General features: G+C 67.5%; 19 protein-coding genes. 11 read left to right on the top strand and 8 right to left on the bottom strand.

What is annotated here, in order from left to right:
- Positions 1–14: 14 nt before the first annotated feature.
- Complete coding sequence (locus KB893_RS08500) at positions 15–887, top strand: hypothetical protein (protein ID WP_211925355.1); 873 nt, start codon at positions 15–17, stop codon at positions 885–887.
- A 444-nt stretch (positions 888–1,331) separates the two neighbouring features.
- Here the strand turns inward: KB893_RS08500 and KB893_RS18330 are convergent, their stop codons facing one another.
- Positions 1,332–1,742 (bottom strand): transposase, encoded by a 411-nt coding sequence (locus KB893_RS18330; RefSeq protein WP_246505506.1) that lies wholly within the window; start codon positions 1,740–1,742, stop codon positions 1,332–1,334.
- A 107-nt stretch (positions 1,743–1,849) separates the two neighbouring features.
- Here KB893_RS18330 and KB893_RS08490 point away from each other — a divergent pair, with 107 nt between their 5' ends.
- Positions 1,850–2,365: a hypothetical protein gene (locus tag KB893_RS08490; protein ID WP_213173609.1), complete on the top strand. Its 516-nt coding sequence runs from the start codon at positions 1,850–1,852 to the stop codon at positions 2,363–2,365.
- A gap of 122 nt (positions 2,366–2,487) precedes the next feature.
- On the opposite strand, the gene KB893_RS08485 is transcribed toward KB893_RS08490, so the two are convergent.
- A complete protein-coding gene (locus KB893_RS08485; RefSeq protein ID WP_213173608.1) occupies positions 2,488–3,180 on the bottom strand; it encodes a transposase in 693 nt (230 codons plus the stop codon).
- Positions 3,181–3,292: 112 nt separating this feature from the next.
- Between KB893_RS08485 and KB893_RS08480 the strand changes: the two genes are divergently transcribed.
- The gene (locus tag KB893_RS08480) at positions 3,293–4,138 is read left to right on the top strand and encodes an IS3 family transposase (RefSeq protein WP_246505505.1); all 846 of its coding nucleotides are present in this window, start codon (positions 3,293–3,295) and stop codon (positions 4,136–4,138) included.
- Positions 4,139–4,465: 327 nt separating this feature from the next.
- Positions 4,466–5,104: a hypothetical protein gene (locus KB893_RS08475; protein ID WP_213173607.1), complete on the top strand. Its 639-nt coding sequence runs from the start codon at positions 4,466–4,468 to the stop codon at positions 5,102–5,104.
- Here KB893_RS08475 and KB893_RS18700 read toward each other — a convergent pair.
- Positions 5,091–6,314, bottom strand: a complete 1,224-nt coding sequence (locus KB893_RS18700) for a dienelactone hydrolase family protein (RefSeq protein ID WP_211925358.1) — start codon at positions 6,312–6,314, stop codon at positions 5,091–5,093. The two genes, KB893_RS08475 and KB893_RS18700, sit on opposite strands and share 14 nt — an antisense overlap.
- Before the next feature lie 372 nt (positions 6,315–6,686).
- Here KB893_RS18700 and KB893_RS08465 point away from each other — a divergent pair, with 372 nt between their 5' ends.
- Positions 6,687–7,439 carry an XAC0095 family protein gene (locus tag KB893_RS08465; RefSeq protein WP_211925359.1) on the top strand — a complete coding sequence of 251 codons (753 nt, stop codon included), beginning with the start codon at positions 6,687–6,689 and terminating at the stop codon, positions 7,437–7,439.
- Positions 7,440–7,870: 431 nt separating this feature from the next.
- Here KB893_RS08465 and KB893_RS08460 read toward each other — a convergent pair whose 3' ends face one another.
- Positions 7,871–9,424: a serine hydrolase domain-containing protein gene (locus KB893_RS08460; RefSeq protein WP_211925360.1), complete on the bottom strand. Its 1,554-nt coding sequence runs from the start codon at positions 9,422–9,424 to the stop codon at positions 7,871–7,873.
- 116 nt (positions 9,425–9,540) lie between these two features.
- Between KB893_RS08460 and KB893_RS08455 the strand changes: the two genes are divergently transcribed.
- Both KB893_RS08455 and KB893_RS08450 read left to right on the top strand, forming a co-directional pair.
- A complete protein-coding gene (locus tag KB893_RS08455) occupies positions 9,541–10,044 on the top strand; it encodes a MarR family winged helix-turn-helix transcriptional regulator (RefSeq protein WP_211925361.1) in 504 nt (167 codons plus the stop codon).
- A gap of 108 nt (positions 10,045–10,152) precedes the next feature.
- Entirely contained in the window at positions 10,153–10,863 is a 711-nt protein-coding gene (locus KB893_RS08450; protein WP_211925362.1) for a DUF2306 domain-containing protein, read from the top strand.
- 475 nt (positions 10,864–11,338) lie between these two features.
- Here KB893_RS08450 and KB893_RS08445 read toward each other — a convergent pair whose 3' ends face one another.
- A complete protein-coding gene (locus KB893_RS08445; protein WP_246505502.1) occupies positions 11,339–12,226 on the bottom strand; it encodes a LysR family transcriptional regulator in 888 nt (295 codons plus the stop codon).
- A 146-nt stretch (positions 12,227–12,372) separates the two neighbouring features.
- On the opposite strand from KB893_RS08445, the gene KB893_RS08440 reads away from it, so the two are divergent.
- From KB893_RS08440 to KB893_RS08425, 4 genes are all read left to right on the top strand, one after another.
- Positions 12,373–13,119 carry a glucose 1-dehydrogenase gene (locus KB893_RS08440; RefSeq protein WP_211925364.1) on the top strand — a complete coding sequence of 249 codons (747 nt, stop codon included), beginning with the start codon at positions 12,373–12,375 and terminating at the stop codon, positions 13,117–13,119.
- 351 nt (positions 13,120–13,470) lie between these two features.
- Positions 13,471–14,163, top strand: a complete 693-nt coding sequence (locus tag KB893_RS08435; RefSeq protein WP_211925365.1) for an aspartate/glutamate racemase family protein — start codon at positions 13,471–13,473, stop codon at positions 14,161–14,163.
- An 89-nt stretch (positions 14,164–14,252) separates the two neighbouring features.
- A complete protein-coding gene (locus tag KB893_RS08430) occupies positions 14,253–14,570 on the top strand; it encodes an EthD family reductase (protein ID WP_211925366.1) in 318 nt (105 codons plus the stop codon).
- A gap of 23 nt (positions 14,571–14,593) precedes the next feature.
- Entirely contained in the window at positions 14,594–16,135 is a 1,542-nt protein-coding gene (locus KB893_RS08425; protein WP_213173606.1) for an MFS transporter, read from the top strand.
- Here KB893_RS08425 and KB893_RS08420 read toward each other — a convergent pair.
- From KB893_RS08420 to KB893_RS08410, 3 genes are all read right to left on the bottom strand, one after another.
- Positions 16,047–17,225 carry a serine hydrolase domain-containing protein gene (locus tag KB893_RS08420; RefSeq protein ID WP_211925368.1) on the bottom strand — a complete coding sequence of 393 codons (1,179 nt, stop codon included), beginning with the start codon at positions 17,223–17,225 and terminating at the stop codon, positions 16,047–16,049. The genes KB893_RS08425 and KB893_RS08420 overlap by 89 nt on opposite strands.
- 52 nt (positions 17,226–17,277) lie before the next feature.
- Positions 17,278–17,916: a helix-turn-helix domain-containing protein gene (locus KB893_RS08415; protein ID WP_211925369.1), complete on the bottom strand. Its 639-nt coding sequence runs from the start codon at positions 17,914–17,916 to the stop codon at positions 17,278–17,280.
- A gap of 234 nt (positions 17,917–18,150) precedes the next feature.
- The gene (locus KB893_RS08410) at positions 18,151–19,518 is read right to left on the bottom strand and encodes a hypothetical protein (RefSeq protein ID WP_211925370.1); all 1,368 of its coding nucleotides are present in this window, start codon (positions 19,516–19,518) and stop codon (positions 18,151–18,153) included.
- Positions 19,519–19,844: the final 326 nt, after the last annotated feature.

Here is a 19,844-nt window from a genome sequence, read left to right as displayed (position 1 = left end):
AGGTTGTTGAAACGATGATCAAGAGCATCGGATTCATTTCCATCGCCGTCGCCGCGACCGCGATATTCACTCCAAATCAGGCGTCGGCAGAAGCCATCCCCTGTGGCTACTGCGAAAGATCGTTTGAGTTCAAGCAGGCTGCTCAGAACTTCGGTGGCGGAGACCACCTGGTCTATAATTTGCACAGCAATAAGATCGAACGATGGATTATACCCCAGGGAAATCCGCCGACTAATCCATTCAATGACCAGCCTGGCGCGGGAATCTTGGCGGCGGATGGAGCCACGAAGGGCTCGGTGCCTCAGGGTGCAAGAAACGAGCTGCAATCTGGACATGAGGTTGTTGTTCTTGGTAACGGCACGCTGTCCCCGCGGTTTCAGGTCAATGCCGGAGATTTCGGAATTCCTGGAGGTGACAAGACCGCATACGACGTCATTCGCAACGACAACCTGAAGACTCAAATCTCGGACGCAGTTGCGGACTTTGAGACTATCGACGCCATCACTGGCCACGATTTCGCTACTGCTTACATGGATCTCAAAGGGCTAGCGACGACTTATCTTGGGCTGCGACAGCAGTTGAAGCTTTTGATAAAGGTCAAGATGAGTGATGGGAGCTATTTCTACGTCGAGGTATCGGAGGCGCATCCCTTTGGCGAGTTCATCGATGGTAGCGCCAGGACCGAGGGAGGTCAGCTAATCCCTGAAACCATTGACCAAGTTCAAGGCACTTGGGAAGGTGGTGCTACATCAGGAGATATGAGCATGGGTGGAATGGCGGGCCACATGGCAGCCCTCGGTGCAGAAATCTCATATAGCGGCTCTGGCTCTACACTAGTCGGCATCTCCTGCGGAGCGGGCGTCTGCGTTGTGACAATGATCGAGTGACGATCGCTGTGCCCCCGTTGGGGCCTTGCTCGGTCAAGATTTACAGGCCCTGCAATGCGGGGCCTTCCTGATGGATGGGACCAACGAATAAGGGGTCAGGTTCATTTTCGAATAAATAAATAAGGGGTCAGGTTCATTTTCCGAACAAGGGGTCAGGTTCATCTACTGATGTTGCTGCGTAGGCCGGCCGCGCGGGCGCACGCGCACAGCGCGGAGCGTCAGCGCCTCGATCTGGGACTTGAACCGTTCGGAGCCCCAAGCTCGCTGCTGCTGCGTGGTGAGTCGTAGGGAATCCAACTCCGTCGGATCGATGCCCTCGCAGACGAAGGCTGCATAGTCGGCCGTGCGCTCGACATCCCTCCTCCCCAAGGCCTGGTACTCGGGGTGTGGCGTCAGGATCGGATCGGCGTGGCCATTGGCGTTGTATCGGTAGCTCGACCATCGCTAGTCCCCCGGCGAGGCGGTCATGTGCGCCCGGACCGGGTTGAGCTCGATGTAGCGGTAGCACCGCAACAAGTAGTGTTCGCTATCGACGAGAGCGGATTTGAAGCGTCCTTCCCACAGGGTGCCGGTGCGCCGGTACCGGGCGTTGAAGCAACCAACGTAGCGGCGTCCGATCGCCTGCATCATGCGGGAGACGCCGCCGGCCTCCTCGGGCGTGACCAGGAGATGGACGTGATTGGTCATCAGCACGTAGGCATGGATGGCGCAGCGGTGCTTGATCGATGCCTCGCGCAGTTCCAGCAGGTATTGCCAATAGTCGATCTCGGCGGCGAAGCAGACCTGGCGGTTGTTCCCGCGCTGTACGATGTGCTGCGGGATCCAAGGAAGATCGAAGCGAGGAAGGCGGGCCATGAGGCATCGGGCGCAGGGCGAGGTGCGTGATCATCGCGGCAGGCGGCACCGGCATCGGCAGGTCGCGTTCCGGCGCAGGCGCTATCAGTGCATTCAGAGGTAGGAAAATGAACCTGACTCCTAGGCTCCGTATCTTTTTCGCTACCGCGATATTGTCGCTCACGGCATTTTCTGGAGCCGCTACGGAACTCGACTACGAGAAAGCTATCCTCCTCGATGCAGAGGACCTCGCGGAACAGGGAATTGCCGAGGCCTACGCTCGGGTGCTTCCCGAGCTCACGAAGTATGTAGCCACCCCGCTCGTAATCCAGGAACATATCGACAGCCACGCGCTTTCGTACGAAGTGTCCGTGGGTTCGCGGCGCTACCCCATATATCCGTCGTCTCATGGCGGGGACGAGTACGAGAGCTGGGGCGTGGCAACAGCGGCGCTGTTCGCGATCATAAACGAGCAGTTGGAGGATTCGGCCGTTGGGTTCTACGCTGTCAACAGCGGCAATGACCTGATGGGCATGTTTCTCACTCCTGCTGAAGCGGAGCGTGCTCAACGTGCTCTGCCTCGCAAAACAGAATGGCCCTACATGCCAGCGAATTGTCCGCCCTGGTTTGGGCAGCGTCACTAGGTTGGTGCCTAATCAGCCCATAACGGGTCGATAAGGGGTCTACTACTCACCCTGTTACGAGCCGCGGGGGCGCCTCGCGAGCGAATAAGGGGTCAGGTTCATTTTCCGAAGGTAAGGTTCATTTACTGATGTTGCTGCGTAGGCCGGCCACGCGGGCGCACGCGCACAGCGCGGAGCGTCAGCGCCTCGATCTGGGACTTGAACCGCTCGGAGCCCCAAGCTCGCTGCTGCTGCGTGGTCAGGCGTAGCGAGTTGTGTTCGGCCGGGTCGGCGCCTTCACGGACGAAGGCTTCGTACGCGGCCGTGCGCTCGACGACGGTTCTCCCCAAGGCCTGGTACTCGGGGTGTGGCGTCAGGATCGGATCGGCGTGGCCATTGGCGTTGTATCGGTAGCTCGACCATCGATAGTCCCCCGGCGAGGCGGTCATGTGCGCCCGGACCGGGTTGAGCTCGATGTAGCGGTAGCACCGCAACAAGTAGTGCTCGCTATCGACGAGAGCGGATTTGAAGCGTCCTTCCCACAGGGTGCCGGTGCGCCGGTACCGGGCGTTGAAGCAACCAACGTAGCGGCGTCCGATCGCCTGCATCATGCGGGAGACGCCGCCGGCCTCCTCGGGCGTGACCAGGAGATGGACGTGATTGGTCATCAGCACGTAGGCATGGATGGCGCAGCGGTGCTTGACCGACGCCTTGCGCAGTTCCAGCAGGTATTGCCAATAGTCGATCTCGGCGGCGAAGCAGACCTGGCGGTTGTTCCCGCGCTGTACGATGTGCTGCGGGATCCAAGGAAGATCGAAGCGAGGAAGGCGGGCCATGAGGCATCGGGCGCAAGGCGAGGTGCGTGATCATCGGTGCAGGCAGCGACTTTGGCATCGCTAGGTCGCCTCCCGGCGTGGCGGCGAACAGCGCCTTCAGAGGTAGGAAAAAATGAACCTGACCCCTTTGCCCGTGGACCGATATCGCGTCGGCGTCCGTCGCGCTTGTGCTCTGGTGCAGCAGAGCCGCGCAGGCTGGTACTACCGTCCGAAGGAGAAGGACGATGCGCCATTGCTGCGACGCATTGAGGAGATCGCCGCGACGCGCGTGCGCTATAGGCTTCTGGCGGATCTACGTGCTGCTGCGTCGGGAGGGCTGGCAGGTCAACCACAACGCGTCTATCGCTTGTACCGGCAGGCCGGATTGAACCTGCGCCGCAAGCGTCCGCGCCGCCGCAAGGCGGCGACGCATCGCCTCGAGCGCATCGTCCTGACGGCGCCGGATCAGTACTGGAGCATGGACTTCGTCGCCGACGCCCCGTTCGATGGAGGCCGCTTTCGGGCATTGACGGTCATCGACAACTTCACGAAAGAGAGCCTGGCCATCGAGGCCAACGGCCAGATCAACGGCGCGGATGTGGTCGAAGTGATGGAGCGTCTCAAGTGCCAGCGAGGCGTGCCGAAGCGGATTCAGACCGACAACGGCAGCGAATTTATCTCGCTTGCCCTGGATCGGTGGGCCTACGAGAACCACGTCACGCTCGACTATTCACGGCCAGGTATGCCGACCGACAACCCCTTCATTGAGTCGTTCAACGGCAGCTTCCGCGACGAGTGCCTCAACACCCACTGGTTCTTGTCGATCGAGGACGCGCGACAGAAGATCGACAGCTGGAGGCAGGATTACAATCATTTCCGGACGCACTCGTCGCTCGGGGACCTCACGCCCAACGAGTTCGCCAGCAGGTTCACCATCGTCACAACGGCCGAATTTTCCAGCTCAGGCCGGACCAGATGAGGGGAGGACGTCAATTGTCGCGCGGCGGAGGGAGTTGTTCAGAACTTCCCTAAACGCGAAATCGACGAAGCTGACGAGCAAGGGTTTGTGAGTCGTGTCACAACTCGTGACGCGCGCGGTCCAAGACCGCATCTCTACCGATGGGTTCCAGTCTAATCTCGCTATGCCGCAGGAATGGCGGCGCGCTTCAAGCGAAGGGATCTCAACGTGTACAGGGGAAAACTCGTAGCAGCCTTTCTGATCGCTTCCGCGGTCCTCCTCCTCGCTTGGCTGGTGAAGCATCGCGACCTAGACACTGCCTTGCCTCAGGGAGAAGCAGCGCCTGGCGTGTTGGAAGCTCCCGCAGCGGCAGTCAAATTGCCCGTGGAAGCTTCTACGCGACCTGCGGGTCATCAGGCTAAGCTGCAGCAACCAGCACTTACCCTGCCGCCGCGTTCTCGCGCTGGCATGCCGCTTGAAGGCGATCCTTTCGGGCCACGAAGCGCTGCGGAACAGGCTTGGCTAGACCGCGCCGGTTATCCAAATGCGGAGCAATGGGCCGCTTACGAACACGGATCAGACTACCTGCTAGAAGCTGCTGCTGCAAAAGGCGACACGGCGGCGGCAACAATGTTGGCGCTCCGGAATCTTAGAAATGGTGATCCGGATGCAAAGGAGCGTCTTCTCGAGTTGGGTGCCGATGGCTCATTGTTCGCCCTTGAGATGCTTTCATCTCACATCGCAGGGCCGATGCAGGGCAATTTGAGCGAAGCCTATGCCGTCTCTCGAGTTGCAGAGATGAAGGGCAATTTTGTCCTCTCATTGGCGCGTGATTACACGATGCCACGACAACTAACTCAGCAGGAGAGGGTCGCTGGTGAAGAGGCTGCTATACGCCTACTCAACAAGCTCAATGAGATCGCCCTATTGAAGACGGGGCGGGTGCCTCCGGTTGATCCGCGGCCCATTATTATCAGCGACGAGTGATGCAAAAATCTGACAAGGAGTGTTCATGAAGACCGTTATTGCTAAATTTGGGATATTGTTCATCGGAGTGGCGGGGGCTGCGTATGCCTGCAAGGAACTTCCAATGCCGCCGCTGCCCCCAATCCAGGTCACGCGTGCGGATCTCAGCAAAGCCACTGCTCTTGGATACGAGAATCCAGCAAATGCGGCGGCTCTCCGCAACATTGATTCTGCTGCTGGGAAGATCCTTGGTTCCGCTTGGAAGAATAATAGCTTCCAAGGCCATGTAGCGGTTCGCGTGTATTTCGGGACCGTGATGATCCCGATCAATAAGCCCTGCGGTGAGAAGGCGGCAGATTCGGCAGAGAAGGTCCAAGTTGCGCGTGTTGGCGGCGGCGGCGGCGGCGGCGGCGGCGGCGGCGGCGGCGGTGGTAGCCCCATCGGCAGCGGTTGCTATGGAGCCTGCAGTGGTAAAGTAGAAGTGGGCGAAATTCAGCAAACGTGATCGCTCTGTGACTGCTTGAGTCGATAGGTCGCCTGTTGTTGAGGAGCGAGAGAAGGAGGCGCGGCGAGAAATCGCCGCGCCTCTTTTTTCACGCTGATTGTTCATATCTCGAAGCTGCACACGGCACCCCCTGATGCACGCGAAGCTGCAGCGCACATCCAACGCCGCGTGATAGAGCGCGGTATAACCACCATATGAGTGCCCTGCAACGCCCACGCGCCGCCCGTCCATGCCGGTGGCCTGGAGCAGAACGCTCAAGGCCCGTTGCGCATCGTCCAGGCACTTCCTCATCAGCACGTCGCCGTCCAGCAACCGGTAGCTCATGGCGCTGTAGTGCTGGAGCCAGTCGTAGTAATCCGGCTCCACGCCCCGCACCGCGCCCCGCCGATCCTCGAAGGTGATAGCGTCGGGCGCCAGAACGGCGAGGCCCTGACGAGCGAGCGCCGGCCCGAACGCCTGGAACGGGTCTCCCACGTCGCCGGCCACCTCGCTTTTGCCGAAGTGGAACTCGCCATTGTGCTGGTGGAAGACCACGACCCCGCCGCGCGCGTCGTGGGTGCTCGGCGTGAACAGGAAAGCGGGGATGACGTCGCCTTCGAGTCCGTGGTACTCGATGCGCTCACGGACAAAGCCATCGCCCTGTCTGACATCGCTGCGTCGGAACTCCACCGGGACCGGATTCGCAAGCGCCAGACGTTCCCGAAGCATCGCGCTGATGTTGGTCATCACCGGCATGGTAGCAGCCGGAACTCGTGCGAAACGGCGGTAGTCATCGCGGCCCTTCGTCCCCGCGCCTGCTGCGCGCGCGCAGATCCAATCACGCACGAACCGTCTTGACCGTGCCGCTGAAGCCGTAGCAGACTCGCCCCCAAGGAGCCTAGAAACTCCGCAAGCAGCGGTCCCCACCTCCGTCAAACCGGTGGGTTTTTTGTGCCCGTGTTTCTCACGGGTGCAGACCGACGCGATGCCTGCGTCGGGAGGGCGGCTAATACAACACCCTTCGGGGAAATACGCCCGCCGTCTGCTTGCGGTTTCTAGCCTCCCGACTTCCCGTCCGCCATCCCCGGCGGGCGGCCACTCATGGAAGGAGGATGGGCGATGTCGAACCGTGAACCGAACGAGCCGAACACGATGGGTTACTTCCTGCCGGAAGACAGCCAGTTCCGGCTGAAGAAGCTGCGCGAGCACATGGAATTCCTCTCGCACCTGGCGCAGCCGCGTACGGCGGACGAGGGCCGCGAGTGGGCGCCGGAAGTGCGCATGGACGAGCTGGCGGTCTGCCTGGAGCTGCTGGCCGAGCAGGCCGGTCTGGTGCTGGCGGAGGTCTCCTGGATGGGATCACCGCAGAACGAGGGGTACGCCTCCGAATCGGAGCGGGAGGCCGCATCCGCCGGGGATGAGCCCGGCGAAGCGCCCGACGGCGTGCGCTTCGGCATGACCCTCGACCAGATCGACGAGCTGGCCCGCCTGGTCCAGACGATCTCGGCCCACGGCGACGCGATTGCAGCCGGCAGCGACGGACTGGCGCCGCAGACCCTGCCGTTGCTGGGCGAGGCGATCTTCGACGGCGCGGAAGCGGTACGCGCGATCCTCGACCAGGTCGAGGCGCAGCGCATCGGACCGACGTCGGCGCCGCGGGGCGGCGTGCGCGAGGAGCGGGCCGTGTATGGCCTGACCCCCGAACCGTCCGTGCGCGGCACGCCGCGCCAGCTCGTGGCCCGCGTCGACCTGGCGGCCATGGACGCATGGCGCTGCGGCGACCATGGAGGCCGCGCGGGCATGTCTCGCCTCCGTCCGCCGCGCGGTGCGGTCGCGGTGCCGGTGGCTCGCTACGGTGCCGGGCCGGCATAGACCCTCGAAGACCGGGTGGGGCGAGGCGCCGTCGCGAAGTCCGCGACTGCGCCGCGCCCCACCCAATCCTCTACTTCTGGCCGGACCAACTTAGCGGGAGGACGTCAGCCCTGATCGAGCAGGGCAGCGGTCTCGACCTTCCATACAGGTCGTTAGAACTTCTCGAAAGCGGCCGTTCCACTGCGGGCGACGGAATCGTCGCCAATGTCCCCGGGGCGGCATTCTTCTTGAATGCACAGCGCGAGTACCAGGCGGTGTTCGTTCTGGCGGCCACTCCGGGCGACACGAGCCCGCGCTGCGTGGCGCCCGCTCGCGCCCAGGCCAGCCCTGCGCCCGGGTCGCGGCACGGGCGCGCATGGCGCGGCGGAGCCTGGTCGGGGATCCCGGCTCCTTCGGCTTCGAGACCAGTGGGCTCCGGGCGCAGGCCCGCATCACCCCGCGTCGCGCTCGAACTCGAGTGAGTAGACGCGCTCCGTCCGGAACCTGACACCGGTCACCTGACCCGCGTCGTTGCGCAGGACTTCGATGAGCATGCCATCGCCCTCGTAGGCGTCTTCGAACAGCGGCAAGAGCAACTCGGCGACAGCCGGCCGGTCGGCGAAGCGCAGCTCCAGCCCTGCACCTGCGGGGCGCAGTGTCAGGCGCGATCCCACCTCGTCGCTGCGATAGCTCCCGGCGACGGCGCTGGACCCGGCGCTGCCCGGCGCCGCCGGAACGCGGCGTGACAGGATCGCCACCGTCCCATCGGGGCGGCGGCGCTCGACCCTGCCATCGCCGAACACCAGTTCGCTCGACCCCAGCATGTACCGGCCAGGCTCGAGGTAAGCCAGCGTCGCACCGCCTTCGACGCCGAGTCCGCCGTCCTTCTCGACGATCTTGAGAATCTCGTAGCGCTCGTCGCTGGCATAAAGGCCGGGACGTGCGGCGCGCTCGGCGGGCGGGGGCGCGCCGGCCCGAAGACCGGGCGCGGCCGGCAGGTAGAGCTGCGCGATCCGGCGGGCCTGGGTGTCCGGGCCCACCGTCCTCCCGTTGCACAGGATTGCCATCGCCAGCCCCGCGTCCGGGTAGCGACCCGCCCACGCCTGATAGCCGTTGGTGCCCCCGTTGTGGAAGATCTCGCGGACGCCGCGGTACTCCGCCAGCATGAGGCCCCGGCCATAGCCGATGCGGGTCCCGTCGACGAGGATGACGGGCTCCTCGAGCTTGCGGGTGACGAACGCGCCGAGTCTCGCGTCGCCGAGTGCGGTCACCCAGGCGAGCAGATCCCGCACGTTCGTCAGCATGCCGCCGGAGCCGTAGGCGTCTTCCATCGGCGAGCCATCGATGAACCCGCCGGGATCGCCGCGGCGATAGCCGGTGGCGCGGCCCGGCACGAGCCGGAGGTGATCGTCGCGCCACGTGGTGTGGGCCATGCCCAGCGGCCCGAAGAGATGCTCCCGCGTATAGTCGGGAAAGCTGCAGCCAGTCGCGCGCTCGACGATGATCGGCAGGAGGTTGTAGCCGCTGTTGGTGTAGGAAAAGCGCGTGCCCGGCGGATGGTTGAGCGAGCGCTGGCGGGCGAGCATGGCCAGGGCATCCATGTTCGAGTAGACGCGCGAATAGCGCGGCCAGCCGGTAAGCGCGACGAGGTCGCCCCATTCGCGCAGGCCGCTGGTGTGGGTCAGGAGGTGGTCGATCGTGATCGTCGCGCCATGGTCCGGAAGTTCGGGCAGGTAGCGGCGGATATCGTCGTCGAGGTGCAGCACGCCCGCCTCGACCAGCTGCAGCACGGCGGCGGCGGTCACCTGTTTGGCGACGGAGCCGGATTCGAAGACGGTGTCGGGCGTGGCCGGTGCGGGCTGTTCGAGGTTCGCCATCCCATAGGCGCGGTACAGCGGCGGGCTTGCCTCGTGCTGCAGGCCGATCGCGCAGCCGGGTACCGGGCCGTTCCAGGGTGCGAACGCGGCGTCGATGGGGTCGATGGGTGACGCGGCGGCTGGCAGCATCGCCACGATCGGCAAGACAGCGAGCGCTCTCGTCTTGATGGCACCGTCCTCCGTCCGGGCCTGCAACGTAGCGCGAGCCCTTGCATTACGCAACAAGTTGCGCAAAGGTTTGGACGATGCATGGAGATGACGATTTCGTCGCCGGTCTCGGGCCGGCATTCCTGGCGCACATGCTGCGCCGCGTGTCCGACCGTCTGGTGGAAGCCGAGACCGCCTGGCATGAGGAGGCGGGCCTCGCCAGTCCTCCACGGACCTCCTCGACCCTGCTCGCGCTGGCGCGTCATGGCCCGCAACCGGTGACCGGCCTCGCACGCCTGCTCAAACAGTCGCACCAGCTCGTCCAGCAGTGGATCAGAACGCTCAGCGCCGCAGGACTGGTGAAGGCGCGCGCCGACCCCGCAGATGCGCGGCGGTCGCTGATCGCACTCACGGCACGAGGCCAGCGTCACGTCGCGGATCTGGAGCTGACGCTGGCGGCATGCGAACAGGCGACGACGGCGTTGCTGGCCGCCGTGGCGCCAGATCTGGAAGCCCAGCTTTGGCGGCTCGAGCAGACACTGTCGGGGTCCGATTTTACCGCCGACATCCGCCGTGCCTACCGATCGGCAACGAAGGAGTGACGGGCCCGGCGCGCCGTGGCTAGCCGCAAGTCGCAGTGACAAGAGGCACGGGTGGTGGGCGCGAAGCCGGCACAGTATGGGGCGATCCAGGCCTCCGGATCGACGCAGATGGCAGATGTCTCGGTCGTGACCCACATCGTCGCCGGTTCCATGGCGCTCGTTGCCGGCGCGGTGGCGCTCTACAGCGCCAAGGGGGCTGGCCTGCACCGGGCGAGCGGCATGGCCTTCGTCTATTCCATGCTGATCATGTCGGCGACGGGCGCCGTGATGGCGGCTTTCCGATCCGAGGGTCTCTCGGTTGTTGCCGGTGCGCTCACGTTCTATCTCGTCGGCACGGCGACGCTTGCGGTCCGCCGCCGCGGCGCCGGAGCGCGGTGGGTCGATCTCGCTGCAATGCTGGCGGCCTTCGTCATCGGCGCGGTCAGCATCCAGCAAGGGCTGGAGGCCGCGAGGGATCCCACCGGGATGCGCGATGGATTCCCTGCGCCGCCCTACTTCGTCTTCGGCGCGGTGGCGCTCATGGCCGCTCTTCTGGACCTGCGCATGGTGCTGGCGAATGGCGTCGGGGGACGCCACCGTCTTGCGCGGCACCTGTGGCGGATGTGCTTCGCACTGTTCATTGCCGCTGCCTCGTTCTTCCTGGGCCAAGCACAGGTCTTTCCGGAGCCCATCCGTAACGTCGCGCTTCTGGCGGTCCCCGTGCTGGGGGTTCTGCTTACGATGCTGTACTGGCTCTGGAGGGTCCTGCTCGCCAGGCGCGTGCCGGGGGCCGCACCTGGCAATTCCCCGAAGCCGGCACCGCCTCGCGGAGCGACGTAGCCAGTCGTTGCGGCAGGTAAAGCGGCATCCGTTCATTGGGCCTGGACGGCCAGATTCATCCGCGGTCGTCCGCAGGGGCCGGGGTCGCGGGGCGACGGCACGATCCGGCTGTGGTCCAGGCGGCACCTTGCCCACCGGGAGCGGGCTGTAGCCGGGATCGGATCCGATGATTCGGGTCGGCTGCCAGAAGCGCAGCAATGGGAACGGTGCGCGGACGTCGGTCGACGCAGACTGCGGGTCGCCATCCTGGAACCGGATCAGCGCTGAATCCGGCCTGCCCGTGGTGCCGTGCTCGCCCCCGGCGCGGGACGGCGGGTCGGCAACGAGCGCCTCATGCCCTCCGCCAACCTCGCGCGCGGGCGCGGGCCTGTTTCCGGGGCCTGGCTCTCCTGCACGTGGTGGACCGGCCTCCGCCTGTTCGTCCTGCCCTGTTCCGGCTGGTGGGGCTGGTGGGCCGCGCGGTCCGCCGCAACCGTCACCCGGCAGCGGGCAGCTGGGGCGCTTGCCCATCCGCCAGCAGCGCATCGGCGATCTCGAGCATCGCGCGCAGGCGGTCCATGTGCCGCAGGTCGTGGTGGTAGCCCACCCAGACGTCCCGCGCCGGCGGTGGCTCCGGGGTGGCGATGCGCTGCAGGCCGGGCATCGCGTCGCCCAGCGGCCTCGGCAGCACGGCGAGGCCCACGCCCTGCAGGCACATCCGCGCCTGCACGCTCCGGCTCGTGCTGGTGAACACGCGCCTCGACGTCGGGAAGGCGTCGAGCAGCCAGGCGACGTCGGGGAAGTGGGACTGCGCCGTGTTCATCAGGATGAGCCCGACCGCGTCCGGGTCGTCCTGTGCGATGCGCGCGGTGTCGGCCGTGCCGTAGACGCCGTAGCCGATCCGCATCAGGCGGCGCTGGACGATGTCCGGCTCGCTGAAGGGCACGATGCGGAAGGCCACGTCGGCGTCGCGGCGCGAGAGGTCGAGCAGGCGATAGCTCGCGATCAGCTCCGGCACGACGGCGGGATGGCGACGCCCCAGTTCGGCCAGGACGGGCGCGAGCACGTAGCCGGCGAACCAGTCGGCCGACGAGATGCGCAGGATGCCTTCGAGGCGGTCGTGGTTGCCCGCCAGGCGCCGCTCCATGGCGAGCGCGGAGTTCTCCATCGACTCCGCCAGCGCCAGCAGCGCATCCCCGGCATCGGTGAGCACCAGCCCGCGCCGGGTCCTGCGGAACAGGGGTTGCTGCGCCTCGTCCTCGAGCGCCCTGACGCGGCGGCCGACCGTCGGATGGCTCACGCCCAGGCTGCGGGCGGCCTCGCCGAACGAGCCGCCGCGGGAGACGGCCAGGAAGATCCGGACGTCGCTCCACTCCATCGCCATGACCGCCGTTCAAAAACGTACGCGGAAGATGCAGGAATGGCAGTCCACAGACAATCGTGCTGGGACCAGCATGGCGCCTCGCTCATCGGCGGCCCGCGCGGGACGCGCGCCGGCCCGCGCAGGCCGCCCCATCCGGAACCCAGGACATGCACACGTTGAAGGACAAGGTCGCCCTCGTCACGGGCGCCTCGAAGGGCATCGGCGCGGGCATCGCCCGCCGCCTCGCGGCCGACGGCGCCAGGGTCGTCGTCAACTACGGCTCGGACGCGGCCGGCGCGGACAGGGTGGTCGCCGACATCGAGGCGGCAGGCGGGCAGGCTGCCGCGGTCGGCGCGGATGTCAGGAACGAAGCCGAGGTCGAGGCGCTGGTCCAGGCGGCCATCGACCGCTTCGGGCGGCTGGACATCGTGGTGAACAACGCCGGCATGTACCAGTTCGCCAGGATCGAGGACACCACCGAGGACCTCTTCCGCAGGCAGTTCGACCTCAACGTCCTCGGCCCCCTCCTGGTCGCCGGCGCCGCAGCGCGGTACCTCGGCAGGGGCGGCAGCATCGTCAACGTCGGTTCCTTCGTCACGCGCGTCCTCCCGGCCGAGAGCGCCATCTACAGCGGCACCAAGGGTGCGATCGACGCCATCACCGGCGTGCTCTCGCGCGAGCTCGGCCCGCGCGGCATCCGCGTCAACGCGGTGAATCCCGGGCTGGTCGAGACCGAGGGCTCCCATGCCGCCGGCGCGATGGGCTCGGACTTCCAGGCCTGGAACGAGGCGCAGACGCCGCTCGGCCGCATCGGCCAGGTGCAGGACATCGCGCCGATCGTCGCCTATCTCGCGTCGGATGCCGCGGGCTGGGTGACGGGCGAATGCATCGTGGCCTCCGGCGGCATGCGCTGAGGCGGCGGTGCCGCGCACTGGCCGTCCTGCGCGCTTGCGCTCCGCGACGACCGGTCGCTGCGGAGCGGCCCAGCATGCGGCCCGCGCGCACGTCCGGCGCCTGCGCTGCGCGCCTCACCCCCATCCCGACCTTCCCCCGCAGGCGGGGAAGGGGCAGAAGCGCCTTTTCCTTCCGGAGGAAGGGCGGGATGGGGCGCGAAGCGCTGCGTTCGGCCGCGATCGAGCAACAGCCGTGGCTGCGCCACGCCCCTCTCCCCAACCCTCCCCCACGAGGGGGAGGGAGCCGGGCGTGCTTCGTAGGCCCGGGTTGGCGAAGCTGCGCGGCACGCGACACACATCAGGAGGAAGACGATGCAAACCATCGGACTGATCGGCGGCATGAGCTGGGAATCGACCCTGCCCTACTACCGCCTCATCAACGAGACCGTCCGCGACCAGCGGGGCGGCCTGCACTCGGCGCGGCTGCTGCTGTTCAGCGTCGACTTCCACGACATCGAAGCGCTCCAGCACGCCGGCGACTGGGCGGCCGCGGGCGCGGCGATGGCCGATGCCGCGCGCGCGCTGCAGGCCGGCGGCGCCGACTTCCTCGTGCTGTGCACCAACACCATGCACAAGGTGGCCGACGCCATCGCCGCGGCCACGCCGTTGCCGCTGCTGCACATCGCCGACTGCACCGCGGATGCGCTGGCCGCGGCCGGCATCACCCGCGTCGGCCTGCTCGGCACGCGCTTCACCATGGAGCAGGACTTCTACCGCGCGCGGTTGGAGGCGCGCGGCATCGAGGTGATCACCCCGGACGCCGACGCGCGTGCCGAGGTGCACCGGGTCATCTACGAGGAGCTCTGCCAGGGCGTCATCCGCGACGGGTCGCGCGCGGCCTATCGCCGGGTCATGGCCGCTCTCGCCGACGCCGGTGCGCAGGGCATCGTCCTGGGCTGTACCGAGATCACGCTGCTGGTGTCGCAGGCCGATGCCGCGGTGCCGCTGTTCGATACCACCGCGCTGCATGCCCGCGCCGCCGCGCTGCGCGGCCTCGCGTCCTGACGCGGGCGGCCCCCGCACGCGCGGACGAGGCCCACCCGCAGCCCACCCATCCAACGCCCAACACAGGGCGCCGCTGCGATCGGATACCCATGCATAGCCAGGCATCGCCCACCGTCGTCCACGTGCGCTATCGAGGTGCGCGCCACGACCGCTTCGATCGGCATTACTACGTCGATGTCCACCTGCCGCTGGTGATGGCGGCGTGGGGTCGCTACGGCCTGCTCGGCCTGGAGGCGTTCTTTCCGGCCAGCGGGTCGGAAGGAACCGTCGCCCTGTGCGAATGCATCTTCCGCGACGACGCCGCGCTCGACGCCGCCTTCGCCTCGCCGGAAGCCGCCCGCGTCATGGCCGACGTGCCGCGCTTCACCGCGATTGCGCCGACGCGGTTCCGGCTCCTCCCGCTCTGATCCGGCACGGAGATCCGCAGGCGATGGATGTGGAGACGCACACCGCGGAGGCGACGGCCGCCGATCCGCGCAGATGGCTCGCGCTGGCCGTGCTGCTGACCGGCACGCTCCTGCCGCCGCTGGACTTCTTCATCGTCAACGTGGCGCTGCCCGCGATCCGCGCGGACCTGGGCGCCTCTGCCGACGTGTCGCAGCTGGTGATCTCGGTCTATGCCGCGGCCTATGCCGTAACCTTGATCCTGGGCGGGCGCCTGGGCGATCTGCATGGCCGCAAACGCGTGTTCCTGGGCGGCATGCTCGGCTTCGGCATCGCCTCGACGCTGTGCGGCCTGGCGCCGTCGCCGGGCGTGCTCGTCGCCGGACGGCTGCTGCAGGGCATCTCGGCGGCGGTCATGGCGCCGCAGTCGCTGGCATCGATCCACGCCCTCTTCCCCGCGGGCGAGAAGAGCCGCGCGCTGAGCCTCTATGGCGCGACGTTCGGCCTCGCGTCCGTGGCCGGACAACTGCTGGGCGGCGTGCTGGTTTCGGCCAGTCCGTGGGGACTCGGTTGGCGCAGCGTGTTCCTGGTCAACCTTCCGGTCATCGCGCTCGCCGTCCCGGCTGCGCTGGCGTTGATGCGCGAGAGCCGGCCCGAACGCGCGGCGCGCCTGGACGTGAGGGGAGCGCTGCTGCTGGCGGCCGGCCTGCTCGCCCTGGTGGTGCCGGTGATCGAAGGTCGGGAGCACCGCTGGCCGTGGTGGTGCCTGGCCCTGCTGGGCGTGAGCGGTCCGCTGCTGCTCGTGTTCTGGCGCCATGAAGTGCGGCAGGAAGCCGCCGGCGGGACGCCCTTGATCCTGCCCTCGCTGCTGGCCGTGCGCGGGCTGCGCCGCAGCCTCGCGTCGACCTTCTTCTTCTACGCGCTGGCGGCGTTCTTCCTCGTGTTCGCGATCTACGAGCAGGCGGGCCTGGGCCGCGACGCCTTCGCGGCCGGGCTGGCGATCCTGCCGCTCGGCATCGGTTTCCTTCTCGGCCCGCTGTGCAGCCCGCGCATTGCGGCGTACCTGGGCCCGCGTACCGCCGCGTTCGGCATGGTCCTGGAAGTCCTCGGCCTGGTGATGGCCGCGACGCTGGTCGGTGCCGGCGCACCCTCCTGGCTCGCGCTGCCGTTGTTCGCCATCGGTGCCGGGCAGGGCATCGCGCTGCCGGCGCTGGTGCGGTCCAGCGTGGATCATGTCGACGCGCGCTGGGCGGGGCTGGCGTCGGGCCTGGTGAATGCCACCCTGCAGATCGGCGCCGCGATCTGGGTGGCGATGATCGGCGGCGTGTTCTTCGCCATCGCGCCCGACGGCGCCGGTGCGCACGACGTGCGGCTCGGCTTCGCGGCCGCGTCCTTGGCGATCGCCGCCGCGCTGGCGGTGGCGGCCGCGCTGGGCGGGAAGCGCAGGCCGTCCGCAGCGGGGCGAGCTGACGGCATGCCCGCGCCTGAGCCCCAGGTGCTCACCTCGCCCGGTGCAGCTCGGGATAGGTCCACCACCACGGATAGTTCGTTTCGCCCAGGACCAGCTCGACGATCTCCGGATAGATGATCTCGGCGCGGACGCTGTTGGACAGCAGCACCACGCAGCGGTCCTCGACCTGCTGGCAGATCGCGATGTTGCCGGTCCACTCGTTGTGCCCGCCCTTGGCGAAGGCCGGCCCGCGCGGACCCTGCCATGCCTCGACGCCGAGCCCGGCTCCGAGGCCGATGGCCGCGGTGCGCGGATCGCGCGTGGTGCTGGCCTGGATCGTGGGGAACTTGTAGGCCGTGCGGATCGGCACGGCAGGCCGGATCCACTCCGCCCGCATGGCGCGCGACAGGCCCTCGCCCGCCAGCATGCCGCGCCACATGCGCGCCTGGTCGGCGATGGTCGTGTCCATCGATCCCGAGGCGCTGACCGTGCTGCGCTCGTCGTGCGGCTCGAACGATCCGTCCATGGCGTAGCCGTCGGCGAGCCGGCCGGCGAAGTCGGCGCGCCACTGCATGTCGCTGTCGGGCATGCCGAAGCGGTCGAAGATCCGGCGCTGCATCTCCGCCTTCACGTCCAGGCCCAGTCCCTCTTCCAGCACGAACTGCAGGAGGTAGTAGCCCTCGCCCGAGTACGCATAGCCGCGCCCCGGGCTGAAGTGGAAGCGCAGCGCCTGTTCCGGCTCGAGGAAGCGCAGGTTCGCGAGCCCCGAGGAATGGGTCAGCAGGATGCGCGGGGTCAGCAACCGCCACGCCTCCTGTCCCTCCAGCGTCGCCCAGCTGCGGTCGCCCTCGTCGTAGGCGGGCAGAGGCTTGTCGAGGTAGTCGGAGATGGGACGGTCGAGCCCGATCCTGCCCTCGTCGACCAGCTGCAGGACCATGTAGGCGAAGGCGGCCTTGGTCAGCGATGCGCCGTACATGATCGTGTCGGTCTCGAGCGGTTGGCGCCTGGCGACGTTGCGATGGCCGAACGCCCTGACGTGGGTGATGTCCCTGCCGTCGATCACCGCGATGGCCAGCCCCTCGACGTCCTCCGTCCTCATCAGGCGTTCGATGCGGGCATCGAGATCGGCGGCCTCGATGGCCGGCGGCGCGGAGACGACGGGGGCGCCGCTGGCCAGTGCCGTCCAGGTGGCGAGCAGGAACGCGGTGACGATCGCGGGGAGTTTCATCGGTCGGTGCTCCTGGTGGATTCGTGATGCCGTCGGGGTGGGCGCAGGCACGTCAGCGCCAGCGCCCGGCGAGGAAGAAGCAGCCGAGACCGGCCGAGATCAGGAGGAGGCCCGGGACCAGCGCCCAGCCGAAGCGGGCGGGTTGCCACTGCGCGCCGCTGCCGACGAGCCGCCACAGGCGCACGCCCTCCGGGGTAGCCTCGGTGAATTCGGGGCCCCGCATCTGCGCGATGTACCGCGTCGCCGCCGCCGCCCGGACCGGCTCGTCGCCCTCCGCGCCGTCCTGCGGAAACACCTGGTCGGAGACGTAGGTGAAGGTCGCGACGTCGCGACCGCGGTCCACCATCGACAGGCCGACAAAGCCGCCTCCCAGCGCCAGCGCGACGAGCCCGGCCGTGAGCCAGCGGCGCGGGATGGCGCGGCGCCTGTGCGACTGGGCCAGCATCAGCGCCCGCAGGCTGTCGATCTCGCGCAGGCGCTCGAGTTCCGCGGGGAACAGGATGTCGAGCATCGCGTGCGGCGCGATGCCGTAGGCGCCGGCGAGCCTGTCGTAGATCTCGCCCGACGGGATCGACTTCCCGGTCTCCAGCTTCGACAGGTAGGACTGCTCGATGCCGGCCCGGGCCGCGGCTTCCGGCTGCGTCCATCCGCGCTGCACGCGCGCATGCCTGAGGTAATCGCCGAACTTCATTCCGTCCCCCTCCGCTGGATGCCGCCATCCACGGGCATGACAGCCGGGAATTCAAGCTGAATATCGAGGAATAGGGGAAATCGACCGATGCTTGCCGGCTCCGCCTGCGGCTGCCGGCGTCAGCGATGGAAGCAGGACTCCTGCGCACCTCCTGGCGGAGCCGGTGGAGATCGGCTCGCTCCGTCCACTGGTCCCATGGCCGGCAGCAGGCGGACCACGACCCCGTCGGGCCGGCTACAGCAACAGCATGCGCCGGCTGCGTTCGCCCTTCGCCAGGCCGTGGAACACCACGCTCCCGCTCTCGTCATCCCACTGCAGCGCGGCGCCGGTGTAGGGGTCGGTCAGCGGGGATGCGGCGACGGCGGACGCGGCCTGGCTTGCAGCGATGCCCTGGCTGCGCAGCGTCGCGGCCAGCAGGGCGGCGCGGCGGACGCCCTCGAGATCCGCCGCGCGCACGCCGTAGTCGGCATACGCCGGCCTGGCGATGTCGACCAGGATGTGTCCGGCCGTGTTGTAGGGGTGCAGCAGGGTCCGCCAGGCGGACACCTCGGCGGCATTGCGGCGCTCTTCCATCACCTGCGGAACCCGACCGAGATCCTCGACATCGTAGGCACGGGCGACGTCCAGCAGCGCGGTGGCCAGGAGGTTGCTGCTCGCCTGCGGCTGGAAGAACCGGGGAGCCAGGCGATCGATCAGGCCCATGTCGGCGAGCGACAGCTGCACGGCGTGATGGACCGTCGCCTGGCTCAGCCGCCAGTCGCCGGCCAGCGGCCGGTACAGCGCGCGCTCCTCGCGGTCGATCGGCTCCCGCCACGAGGGCGGGATCGCGGCTGCCTGCTGCTCGGCCGGCAGGGCGCGCAGGGCGAGGTTGCCCAGCGCGAAATGCCGGTCGATCGCGTTGACCGCCATCATCTTGGCGATCAGCCGGTCCGAGGAGCGCAGCACCATGCGCCAGAACGCGAGGTCCTGCTGCAGCACGTCGCGCACGCCTGCCGCATCGCCCGCCGTCGCCTGCCGCCAGGCGTCGAGCAGCAGGAGTTGCTGGCCGTCGAGCAGGCCCTGGTAGCCCTGCAGCGGTGCGGATGCGTCGATGGGCACGAGTCCGCGCCACTGGCTGCGCTCGATCAGTTCGCGGTAACGCGCCAGCAGCCAGGTCTCCGAGGCCTTCCAATCGGACACGGCATCAGGCGCGCGCTCGAGCTGCTGCGCGCACTCGGCGCCCTGGTACATGCAGGCATCCGCAAGCGCGGCCACGGCATCCGAGCGCGCGTTGCGATAGGCACGACGCTCGCCCTCGAACACCAGGTCGTCGGCAGCGGCGTCGCCGGGGCCGAGCCGCTCCAGGAAGTCCATGCGGGTGGCGCCCTGCGCGACCGGATCCTGCCCGTCGGCCACCAGCAGGCCCAGTGCATACACGTAGCCGTTGTCGGCATCGGCCACGTCCGGCCGCTCCTCGATCAGCGCCCGCATCGCGACGGCATCGGCCGAAGGCGGCTCGTCCGAGCGGTTGACCACCAGCAGCACCACGTACAGGCCCAGCACCAATGCGACGCAGCCGGCGGCCAGCCAGCCCATGATCCGCAGTCCCTTCCGGACGTCCATGTCGTCTCCCCTGTCGATGGATCGTTGGCCGCCCTGCGTGCGGCGCCACTCCCACGATGCCTGGCGATCATCCAGATCGACGGTCGCTACCGTGGTCGGGTGATCGCCTCTCTGGATACAGAGATTACCTGGCGAGCGAAGACTGCTGGGCGTATCCGGGCTATGGAATCATGATGGACACGGAGCGCGCCGGCCTGATCCACGACGTGTCGGAGACGGCCGAGGAGTTCGTGTTCATCGAACCCACAGCACGCGCCGACTGACCTGCAGGGCGTCGCGGCGGGGCCTTGTCGGGTCGCGGCCGCGGCTTGGGACCGGTGGATCAT

It is taken from the genome of Coralloluteibacterium stylophorae, from assembly GCF_018122625.2.
Taxonomy (GTDB): domain Bacteria; phylum Pseudomonadota; class Gammaproteobacteria; order Xanthomonadales; family Xanthomonadaceae; genus Coralloluteibacterium; species Coralloluteibacterium stylophorae.
Note: the sequence above shows the minus strand (reverse complement) of the source record. Positions and strands in the feature narration are given on the sequence as shown.

Bases quoted from the DNA above. Each gene is read 5' to 3' on its own strand.
- KB893_RS08440 (WP_211925364.1), top strand. From the start codon at position 12,373: ATGCACACGTTGAAGGACAAGGTCGCCCTCGTCACGGGCGCCTCGAAG.
- KB893_RS08430 (WP_211925366.1), top strand. From the start codon at position 14,253: ATGCATAGCCAGGCATCGCCCACCGTCGTCCACGTGCGCTATCGAGGT.
- KB893_RS08480 (WP_246505505.1), top strand. From the start codon at position 3,293: ATGAACCTGACCCCTTTGCCCGTGGACCGATATCGCGTCGGCGTCCGT.
- KB893_RS08485 (WP_213173608.1), bottom strand. From the start codon at position 3,180: ATGGCCCGCCTTCCTCGCTTCGATCTTCCTTGGATCCCGCAGCACATC.
- KB893_RS08465 (WP_211925359.1), top strand. From the start codon at position 6,687: ATGTCGAACCGTGAACCGAACGAGCCGAACACGATGGGTTACTTCCTG.
- KB893_RS08425 (WP_213173606.1), top strand. From the start codon at position 14,594: ATGGATGTGGAGACGCACACCGCGGAGGCGACGGCCGCCGATCCGCGC.
- KB893_RS18700 (WP_211925358.1), bottom strand. From the start codon at position 6,314: ATGACCAACATCAGCGCGATGCTTCGGGAACGTCTGGCGCTTGCGAAT.
- KB893_RS18330 (WP_246505506.1), bottom strand. From the start codon at position 1,742: ATGGCCCGCCTTCCTCGCTTCGATCTTCCTTGGATCCCGCAGCACATC.
- KB893_RS08455 (WP_211925361.1), top strand. From the start codon at position 9,541: ATGCATGGAGATGACGATTTCGTCGCCGGTCTCGGGCCGGCATTCCTG.
- KB893_RS08490 (WP_213173609.1), top strand. From the start codon at position 1,850: ATGAACCTGACTCCTAGGCTCCGTATCTTTTTCGCTACCGCGATATTG.
- KB893_RS08500 (WP_211925355.1), top strand. From the start codon at position 15: ATGATCAAGAGCATCGGATTCATTTCCATCGCCGTCGCCGCGACCGCG.
- KB893_RS08415 (WP_211925369.1), bottom strand. From the start codon at position 17,916: ATGAAGTTCGGCGATTACCTCAGGCATGCGCGCGTGCAGCGCGGATGG.
- KB893_RS08450 (WP_211925362.1), top strand. From the start codon at position 10,153: ATGGCAGATGTCTCGGTCGTGACCCACATCGTCGCCGGTTCCATGGCG.
- KB893_RS08420 (WP_211925368.1), bottom strand. From the start codon at position 17,225: ATGAAACTCCCCGCGATCGTCACCGCGTTCCTGCTCGCCACCTGGACG.
- KB893_RS08460 (WP_211925360.1), bottom strand. From the start codon at position 9,424: ATGCTGCCAGCCGCCGCGTCACCCATCGACCCCATCGACGCCGCGTTC.
- KB893_RS08445 (WP_246505502.1), bottom strand. From the start codon at position 12,226: ATGGCGATGGAGTGGAGCGACGTCCGGATCTTCCTGGCCGTCTCCCGC.
- KB893_RS08435 (WP_211925365.1), top strand. From the start codon at position 13,471: ATGCAAACCATCGGACTGATCGGCGGCATGAGCTGGGAATCGACCCTG.
- KB893_RS08410 (WP_211925370.1), bottom strand. From the start codon at position 19,518: ATGGACGTCCGGAAGGGACTGCGGATCATGGGCTGGCTGGCCGCCGGC.